The sequence below is a fragment of the Micromonospora sp. NPDC051296 genome, from assembly GCF_040682255.1.
Taxonomy (GTDB): domain Bacteria; phylum Actinomycetota; class Actinomycetes; order Mycobacteriales; family Micromonosporaceae; genus Micromonospora; species Micromonospora craterilacus.
In genome coordinates this window covers 1-7086 of the sequence record NZ_JBFBAO010000360.1, presented here as the reverse complement: position 1 = coordinate 7086, position 7086 = coordinate 1, and the positions used below count along the sequence as shown (strand labels likewise).

Annotated in this window: 12 protein-coding genes and 1 pseudogene; 7 read left to right on the top strand and 6 right to left on the bottom strand. The window is 69.6% G+C overall.

The window, feature by feature from the left end:
- The 3 genes and pseudogenes from AB0M52_RS27880 to AB0M52_RS27870 form a co-directional block, all read left to right on the top strand.
- Window positions 1–94 (top strand): annotated as a pseudogene (locus AB0M52_RS27880) (phytochelatin synthase); the annotation flags it as partial.
- A gap of 231 nt (window positions 95–325) precedes the next feature.
- Entirely contained in the window at window positions 326–832 is a 507-nt protein-coding gene (locus tag AB0M52_RS27875; protein WP_363959674.1) for a hypothetical protein, read from the top strand.
- A 43-nt stretch (window positions 833–875) separates the two neighbouring features.
- Complete coding sequence (locus tag AB0M52_RS27870; RefSeq protein WP_363959671.1) at window positions 876–1328, top strand: GNAT family N-acetyltransferase; 453 nt, start codon at window positions 876–878, stop codon at window positions 1326–1328.
- On the opposite strand, the gene AB0M52_RS27865 is transcribed toward AB0M52_RS27870, so the two are convergent.
- Window positions 1318–1578, bottom strand: coding sequence for a hypothetical protein (locus AB0M52_RS27865; protein WP_363959668.1), 261 nt, complete (start codon window positions 1576–1578; stop codon window positions 1318–1320). The two genes, AB0M52_RS27870 and AB0M52_RS27865, sit on opposite strands and share 11 nt — an antisense overlap.
- Before the next feature lie 23 nt (window positions 1579–1601).
- Entirely contained in the window at window positions 1602–1817 is a 216-nt protein-coding gene (locus AB0M52_RS27860; protein WP_363959665.1) for a hypothetical protein, read from the bottom strand.
- A 183-nt stretch (window positions 1818–2000) separates the two neighbouring features.
- On the opposite strand from AB0M52_RS27860, the gene AB0M52_RS27855 reads away from it, so the two are divergent.
- Together AB0M52_RS27855 and AB0M52_RS27850 are read left to right on the top strand one after the other, a co-directional pair.
- Window positions 2001–2870, top strand: a complete 870-nt coding sequence (locus tag AB0M52_RS27855) for a helix-turn-helix transcriptional regulator (protein WP_363959662.1) — start codon at window positions 2001–2003, stop codon at window positions 2868–2870.
- Window positions 2863–3060, top strand: coding sequence for a DUF397 domain-containing protein (locus AB0M52_RS27850; protein WP_363959659.1), 198 nt, complete (start codon window positions 2863–2865; stop codon window positions 3058–3060). The genes AB0M52_RS27855 and AB0M52_RS27850 overlap by 8 nt, the downstream gene beginning before the upstream one ends.
- Before the next feature lie 187 nt (window positions 3061–3247).
- Here AB0M52_RS27850 and ligD read toward each other — a convergent pair whose 3' ends face one another.
- Window positions 3248–4273, bottom strand: a complete 1026-nt coding sequence (gene ligD / locus AB0M52_RS27845) for a non-homologous end-joining DNA ligase (protein WP_363959657.1) — start codon at window positions 4271–4273, stop codon at window positions 3248–3250.
- A gap of 47 nt (window positions 4274–4320) precedes the next feature.
- Between ligD and msrB the strand changes: the two genes are divergently transcribed.
- Window positions 4321–4731: a peptide-methionine (R)-S-oxide reductase MsrB gene (msrB, locus tag AB0M52_RS27840; RefSeq protein WP_363959654.1), complete on the top strand. Its 411-nt coding sequence runs from the start codon at window positions 4321–4323 to the stop codon at window positions 4729–4731.
- Window positions 4732–4737: 6 nt separating this feature from the next.
- Here msrB and AB0M52_RS27835 read toward each other — a convergent pair whose 3' ends face one another.
- From AB0M52_RS27835 to AB0M52_RS27825, 3 genes are all read right to left on the bottom strand, one after another.
- Window positions 4738–5460: a DUF305 domain-containing protein gene (locus AB0M52_RS27835; protein ID WP_363959651.1), complete on the bottom strand. Its 723-nt coding sequence runs from the start codon at window positions 5458–5460 to the stop codon at window positions 4738–4740.
- 104 nt (window positions 5461–5564) lie between these two features.
- Window positions 5565–6308, bottom strand: a complete 744-nt coding sequence (locus tag AB0M52_RS27830; RefSeq protein WP_363959648.1) for a lytic polysaccharide monooxygenase — start codon at window positions 6306–6308, stop codon at window positions 5565–5567.
- A 102-nt stretch (window positions 6309–6410) separates the two neighbouring features.
- Window positions 6411–6686, bottom strand: coding sequence for an isoamylase early set domain-containing protein (locus AB0M52_RS27825; RefSeq protein ID WP_363959645.1), 276 nt, complete (start codon window positions 6684–6686; stop codon window positions 6411–6413).
- A 215-nt stretch (window positions 6687–6901) separates the two neighbouring features.
- On the opposite strand from AB0M52_RS27825, the gene AB0M52_RS27820 reads away from it, so the two are divergent.
- Window positions 6902–7086: Prokaryotic metallothionein (locus AB0M52_RS27820; RefSeq protein WP_363959642.1), on the top strand; the 185-nt coding region annotated here is incomplete at its 3' end.

The window sequence follows — 7086 nt, the reverse complement described above, 5'->3', positions numbered from 1 at the left end:
CGACTCGGCGAACCCGAACACCGCCTCCTACCGGATGAGCGTCGACAACCTCGCCAACTGGATCGCCACCCGCGGCTACACCGCCACCAGCTGACGAACCTGAACACCACGAAGGGCCGACCCCAACCCGGGGCCGGCCCTTCGCCATCCGCAAAGGCCGCCATTCGGCAGCGGCTAGCCGGCGGCGAGGTCGGCGATCCGGTCGGGGTGCAGGGTAAACGTCCAGAACCTCACGTCGTCGACCTACGTGACCAGCAGAAACGCGCAGCTCAGGCACCCGCACGTCGCGTTGCACAGCAGGTGCGCGCCGGGTCTACTGGCCCCTATGCTGCGGATCGCTGTCTTCGCTACAGCCCTGCTGGTGGCACTGGCCGCCTGCGCCAGTGACCATCAACGGCCGACCGCTGAGCCAGCATCGGCGCCACCGTCACCGTCCCTACCGTCGCAGAGCCCGACCAGCGGAAAGCATCAGATCCTGGAGGGCGACGGCTTCCGGACACTGGTTGCCGCCACCGAGGTGCATTTTCTCGCGGCAATAGGCGGTCAGCTGGCGGTCGGCGACGGCGGATGCCTCATCGTGCAGGGCACAGGGGAGCAGGGGTACGTGGTGGTCTGGCCGCCGGAGGTAACGCTTCTCACGGACGGCAGGGCGGGCGTACAGCTTCCAGAAGCTGGAGCGATCACGGTGGGCGACCGGTTCAGCGGCAGCGGCGGCTACTTTGACACCCCGCTCGCCGAAGATCAAACGCCCGGACTCTATCCGCCGATCCCATCCGAGTGTGCGGGCGGAGGGACGACGGTGGCATTGTTCGGCAGCGTGAGTACCGGCTGACCGACGCACGCATCGGTTCGCGCCGCTGTGCGACCCTCGCGGGATGAGCGACGTGATCTTCCGTGAGGCGGTCCGGGCCGACCTGCCCGCCGTGCTCGACCTGCTCGCCGACGACGTGCTGGGGCGTACCCGCGACGTCGGCGAGGTCGACGCCACCTACGAGAAGGCGTTCGCGGACATCACCGCCGACCCGCGCAACCAGCTCGTCGTCGCCGACGCCGGGGGCGAGGTGCTCGGCTGCATGCAGCTCACCTACATCCCCGGGCTGGGGCGGCACGGCGTCGAGCGGCAGCTGGTCGAGTCGGTGCGGATCCGCTCGGACCAGCGCGGGCGGGGCCTGGGGCGACAGATGATGGCCTGGGCGATCGACCAGGCACGGCAGCGCGGCTGCGGGCTGGTGCAGCTCACCACCGACAAGAGCCGCCGCGACGCGCACCGCTTCTACCTCGACCTGGGCTTCGTCGCCAGTCACGAGGGCATGAAGCTCAGTCTCTGATCCCGTCGCCGGCCGACGGCTCGACCAGCCGAGGTCGTCCCACCTCACAGGCAAAGACGCTGGCCCAGAAAGTCGTCAGGGTCGAAAGGCTGGAACCGTGGGTCATGGTCCGGGCAGAGTTCCGGACCAGCCAAAAGTCACCCTCGGGCAAAACGATCGCCCAGCCGATCGGACCGTCGTCCTCCGACACGAGCACCAGCAGTTCCGCCTTGCTCTCGACCTCGATCTCCGGCAGGTCCGCCACCTTCACGGACCACAACTCCTGCTCCCGACTCACCGGTAGTTCCCCAGGTTGCGCGGCCGCACCGCATGGCTGGAGCGCCACAGCCCCGCCCTCGTCATCAGCGGCCGCTGCTGAGGCTGGATCGCCGTGGGGGCGTTCCAGGCGGGCTGACCGGTGCCGTAGGCACCGGCCCGATCGGGATAGGCGGACCGCTCCACCACGTCGATCGGTTCGTCCTTCCGTTGAAACCACTTCCACCGGGGCACCCTCGGACCTCCCAAAGCCAGCGTTCAACCGTCTCCTCACCAGCCACGATCCGGGAAGGTCGATGGACCGTGCAACACTCCTCGTGAGACAGTCAATTGGAGACGGCTCTTTCGTTTGAGGATGCGGAAGCCGTCTCGCGGCAAGCCCCACGACGCGTCAGGATGAGACGGGAGAGACGATCGATGGCTGAAGTCGGCTCTACAGTGCCTCGGCGGGAACTCGGGCGGCTGCTCCGCCAGACCCGGGAGCAGGCCGGGATCGGCTTGGAAGCCGCCGCCTCAGATCTTGAATGGTCGCGGGCCAAGATGTACCGGATCGAATCGGGCCAGACTCCGATCCGTGCACTGGACGTCGAGCAGATGTGCCGGCTTTACGGCGCCTCACCGGAGATGTCTGAGGTCCTGGTCAGCCTCGCCAAGGAGTCCAAGAGCAAGGGCTGGTATCACGCCTACGGTGAGGTGATCCCCCGATGGTTTCAGCTGTACGTGGGGCTTGAGTCCGCCGCAACCCGCCTCCGCACCTACGAGCACGCCTTGGTTCCCGGGCTGTTGCAGACTCCTGAGTACGTGGCGGAGCTAGCGCGGACCCAATCCGGCGGTGCCACCGACGAGGAGGTCGCAAAGCACGTCGAACTGCGGCTGGAACGTCAACGCATCCTCACCAGGAAACGACCGGCGGCTCCCGCGCTGGACGCGATCCTGGAAGAAGCTTCGCTGTACAAGAGCATGCCGGGCATGACCAATCAGATCGACAAGCTGATCGCCGCCAGCGATGCTTCCAACGTGACGATCCGGGTGCTGCCACTTGGCCGAAGGCTCAGCGACGTGGCCGTGGCGGGCAACTTCGTAATCCTGGATTTCACAACGCGTGGTGCCAGGTCAGCCGAGCCCACAACTGTGTACAACGAGGGCCTGTCTGGCGCGCTATACCTTGATCGGGTGGCAGAGGTTCGGGCATATGCCGAGGTCTGGAACCAGCTCAGCGTCGAGGCGCTGAGCGTCGAGGAATCCCGCGCGCTCATGCGGCGAATCAAGGAGAGGCACCGTGACTGACCTGACCGGCGTGACCTGGCGTAAGAGCAGCCGCAGCACAGCTCAGGGCAACTGCGTCGAGGTGGCGGACAGTCTCGCTGGCGTCGTGGGTGTACGGGACAGCAAGGACGTGGCGGGGCCGGCGTTGCTGTTCGGTGCGTCCCAGTGGTGCTCCTTTGTCGAGACCCTCAAGGCCAACCGGCTCACCTAGCCCGCCAGCGGACGGCGAGCCTCGTCCCAAGCAAGATCACGCACAATGCGGGATCGAGTGGCCTCGAAGTCGCGACGAGGCCACTCGATCCGTGGTCGAGCATGATCTTGCTGTTCAGCACGTCCGGGACGCGGCGAAGCGGGCATCCAGGAACGCGGGGAAACCGGCGGAGCCGGCGGCGGGCGGATCAGCGGGGGCGGTCGCGGTCCTTCGAGGGCTGCACCCGCTTCGGTTCGCCGGGCATCTTCGGATGGTCCGGCGGGTACGGCATGTCGCCCTCGCCGGCGGCGGCGTCCCGCTCGGCCCACTCCAGCAGCGGGGTGATGTCCCACCCGGCGTCGTCGATGCCGGCGTGCGGGTCGCCCCGCTCCGCCAGCCGCTGCGGCACGGTACGCAGGTCGAAGTCGTCCGGGTCGACGTCGGGCAGCTCGTCCCAGGTGACCGGCGTCGAGACGGTCGCCCGGGCGTTGGCCCGCAGCGAGTACGCACAGGCGATGGTGCGGTCCCGAGCCATCTGGTTGAAGTCGACGAAGACCCGCTCCCCGCGTTCCTCCTTCCACCAGGCGGTGGTGACCAGGTCGGGGCGACGGCGGCCCAACTCCCGGGCCAGCGCGATGGTGGCCCGGCGCACCTCCACGAACGACCAGCGCGGCTGGATGCGCAGGTAGACGTGCACACCCCGGCCGCCGGAGGTCTTCGGCCAGCCGGTCACACCCAGCTCGTCGAGGATCGCGCGCAGCTCGCCGGCGGCGATCGCCGCGTGCGCGAAGTCGGTGCCGGGCTGCGGATCCAGATCGACCCGCAGCTCGTCGGGGCGGTCGCCGTCGGCGGCGCGTACCGGCCAGGGGTGGAACACGATGGTGCCCATCTGCGCCGCCCAGGCCACGTGGGCAAGGTCCGCCGGGCACAGCTCCGCGGCCTTCCGCCCGCTGGGGAAACTGATTTCCGCGGTACGCACCCAGGGCGGCACGCCGCGGGTCGGCACCCGCTTCTGGAAGAACATCTCGCCCTCGACACCGTCGGGGAAGCGTTGCAGCGTGGTCGGCCGGTCGCCCAGCGCGCGCATGATGCCGTCGCCGACACCCAGGTAGTAGTGGAAGACGTCCGCCTTGGTGAAGCCGCGCTTCGGGAAGATCACCCGATCCGGGCTCGACAACCGGACGGTGCGCCCGGCCACCTCGATCTCCTCGGCCGCGGCCTTTGTGCCACCCATTGCGCGACCATATGCGATGGGTCCGACCTTCGACGTACCGTTGGCGGGTGAGTCTTCCCGACAGCGAACTGCCCCGCACCGAGGACGAGTGGCGGGTCCGGCTCAGCCCCGAGGAGTTCCGGGTGCTGCGCGAGCACGGCACCGAGCCCGCCTGGACCGGCGAGTACGTCGACACCAAGACGCCCGGCATGTACCGCTGCCGGGCCTGTGGTGCGCAGTTGTACCCCAGCGACACCAAGTTCGACTCGCACTGCGGCTGGCCGAGCTTCGACGACGCCATCCCCGGCGCGATCAAGGAGATCGAGGACAACAGCCTCGGCATGCGGCGTACCGAGATCCGCTGCGCCCGCTGCGACAGCCACCTCGGGCACGTCTTCCACGGCGAGGGCTTCACCCCGAAGAACACCCGGCACTGCGTGAACTCGCTCTCCATCCGCCTGGACCCCAGCGGCACCTGACCCCGGTCAGCCCCGGGCTGCGGGGCGAGCGGCCATCAGCTCGACCTGCGCCGTACGCGACTGCTCGACGCGCCGGGCGAGGTCGCGTACCCGCTCGTCGCTGCCGGCCGCCAGGTGTGCTCGGGCCAGGTCGGCGGCGGCCTGCTGGTGGGCGCGGAGCACCTCGATCAGCACCGCGTCGACGTCGGCGTCCGGGGCGTCGCGCAGCCGCGCCAGCTGGTCCGGGCCGGTCCCGTGCCCGGTGTGGTCGTCGGCCCGGGCGCTGCGCCCGGCCTGAGCCAACCAGGTACGCGCGGTCTCCAGCTCGTCGGCCTCGGTCACCTCGATCGCGGCGACCAGGGTCCGCAGTTCGGTGTCGGCCAGCCGGTCCTGGACCAGCCGGACGATCTCCAGCGTCTGCTCGGTGTGCCCGGCCATCATCGACAGGAACAGCAGGTCGATGCCGGTCATCTCGGCGGTTCCCGGCCCACCGGAAACGGCAGGCACCGGCGCGCCTGCGGCGGGTGGTGGGGCCGGGGTACCGCCGGCCGTCGGTGCCGGGGTACCGCCGCATCCGGCGGCGAGCAGCACGGCGAGCAGGGCAAGCACCGCACGCCCACCCGGCACCGCAGGCCCGCCCGCCGCAGGCCCGCCGGGCAACCCAGAACCGCCGGGCACCGCGCGCTCGCCGGGCAACGGGCGCACACCGCGCAACGGGTGCGCGGCAGACAACGGGCGCGTGGGGGGCACGGCAGGCACCCTGAGGACGGCGGGCACGAGGCGTACCACCGGGCGGGCACGGTGGGCCGGCGGGAGGTGCGGCGCGGGCCGGGCCCGACCGCACCTCCCGCTGGTCAGACCAGGCTCCACAACGCCGGTACGTTCGGCGGCTCCCACCCTGCGATGGCCGTGTGCGCCTGCCGGCAGCGGTACGTACGCCCGCCGTAGGTGACCTGGTCGCCGACGGCGTACGCGCGGCCTGCGGTCCAGGTGCCGCCGGCCGGCGGGTTGGTGGTCGGCGAAGCCGTCGGGGTGGGCGACGGCGGCGCAGTGGTCGGGCTCGGGCTGGGCGTCGGGTTACCGCCGCCGCCACCGATCTGCAGGTCCACGCAGGAGTAGAAGGCGTTGGCGGTGTCGGAGATGTTCCACACGGCCAGCAGCTTCTGCCGGCCGGAGTAGCCGGACAGGTTGACGGTGTGCGACACGGTCGCGCCGGGCTGGCGCCCGCCGCCGGAGAACACCGCGACCCGGGTGTTGCCGATGAAGTACTCCCAGTCGCGGGTGGCGTGCATGGCCGTGTTGACCCAGGTGAACGTCACGGTGGTGCCGACCGAGGTGGCGGGCCAGCCCCGGTTGTCGTCGTTGAGGACGGCGAAGTGCGCGATGTTGGCGTGGCAGTTGCGCAGCCCCTTGGGGCCTTCGACGCTCTGCGGCTCCCACTGGATCTGCCCGCAGTCGGGGACCCGCTTCTGGGCGCAGAGCGCCTGGCGGCTCGGCGGCGACGAGACGTAGCCGTGGGCCTGGGCCGGGGTGGCGACGGCCAGGGTGGCGAGCATGGCGCCCGTCGCGACGAGCGGAAGGGTGAATCTTCGGCGCATGGTGGCAGCTCCTTCGCGGGCGTGTTGCCTGGTGAGGTGCCACCAACATAATTTAAACCTTGTTAACAGTAAAGACCACCGTCAATAAAAGACGACCGAAGATCACAGCACCAGCACGCCGCCCTGGTCGTCCACCCGGTCGGCGGACTCGTCGTCGAACCACAGCCCGCCCGTGGCCAGATAACGGAAGCGGTAACGCCCCGGACCGAGGCGTACAGTCACCGTCCGGGTGCCGTCACGGCGAGCGACCAGCTCGTGCTGGCCAGGTGTCCAGCCGTTGAAGCAGCCGACCACGCTGACCGTGCCGGGCGGGGCGCCCCGGGGAAGGCAGAAGGTGACCCGGGTCTGGCTGCCGAAGAGTCGGTAGCGCTTGATCATCGTCTTCCTCCCGGTTTCGCGATACCCGCTACACGCGCCGGCCAGGCCGCCCTGGCGCGACGGCGAGTTCGGCGGCACGGTCAGGTCACCTGGTACAACGGCCGACACGCGGGGCCGACACGCCGTCATCCCCGGGCGACCTACGCCGTTTCGCCCGGGTCCGCCCCTGACATGCCGCACGCTGGGGGAAACATCGACTTCCGGGGGGATGCATCGTGGCAACGTGCGAGGTCTGCGGCAACGACTACTGGCTGGCGTTCGAGGTGCGTACGGTCAGTGGCGACGTGCACACCTTCGACTGCTTCGAGTGCGCCGTGCACAAGCTGGCGCCAATCTGCGAACACTGCCAAATCAAGATCGTCGGACACGGGGTGGAGGTGTCCGGTCGCTTCTTCTGCTG

What these genes read in the sequence shown, in the direction of transcription:
- AB0M52_RS27875 (WP_363959674.1), top strand. Translation starts at nt 326, where the DNA reads ATGCTGCGGATCGCTGTCTTCGCTACAGCCCTGCTGGTGGCACTGGCC.
- AB0M52_RS27870 (WP_363959671.1), top strand. Translation starts at nt 876, where the DNA reads ATGAGCGACGTGATCTTCCGTGAGGCGGTCCGGGCCGACCTGCCCGCC.
- AB0M52_RS27855 (WP_363959662.1), top strand. Translation starts at nt 2,001, where the DNA reads ATGGCTGAAGTCGGCTCTACAGTGCCTCGGCGGGAACTCGGGCGGCTG.
- ligD (WP_363959657.1), bottom strand. Translation starts at nt 4,273, where the DNA reads ATGGGTGGCACAAAGGCCGCGGCCGAGGAGATCGAGGTGGCCGGGCGC.
- AB0M52_RS27830 (WP_363959648.1), bottom strand. Translation starts at nt 6,308, where the DNA reads ATGCGCCGAAGATTCACCCTTCCGCTCGTCGCGACGGGCGCCATGCTC.
- AB0M52_RS27825 (WP_363959645.1), bottom strand. Translation starts at nt 6,686, where the DNA reads ATGATCAAGCGCTACCGACTCTTCGGCAGCCAGACCCGGGTCACCTTC.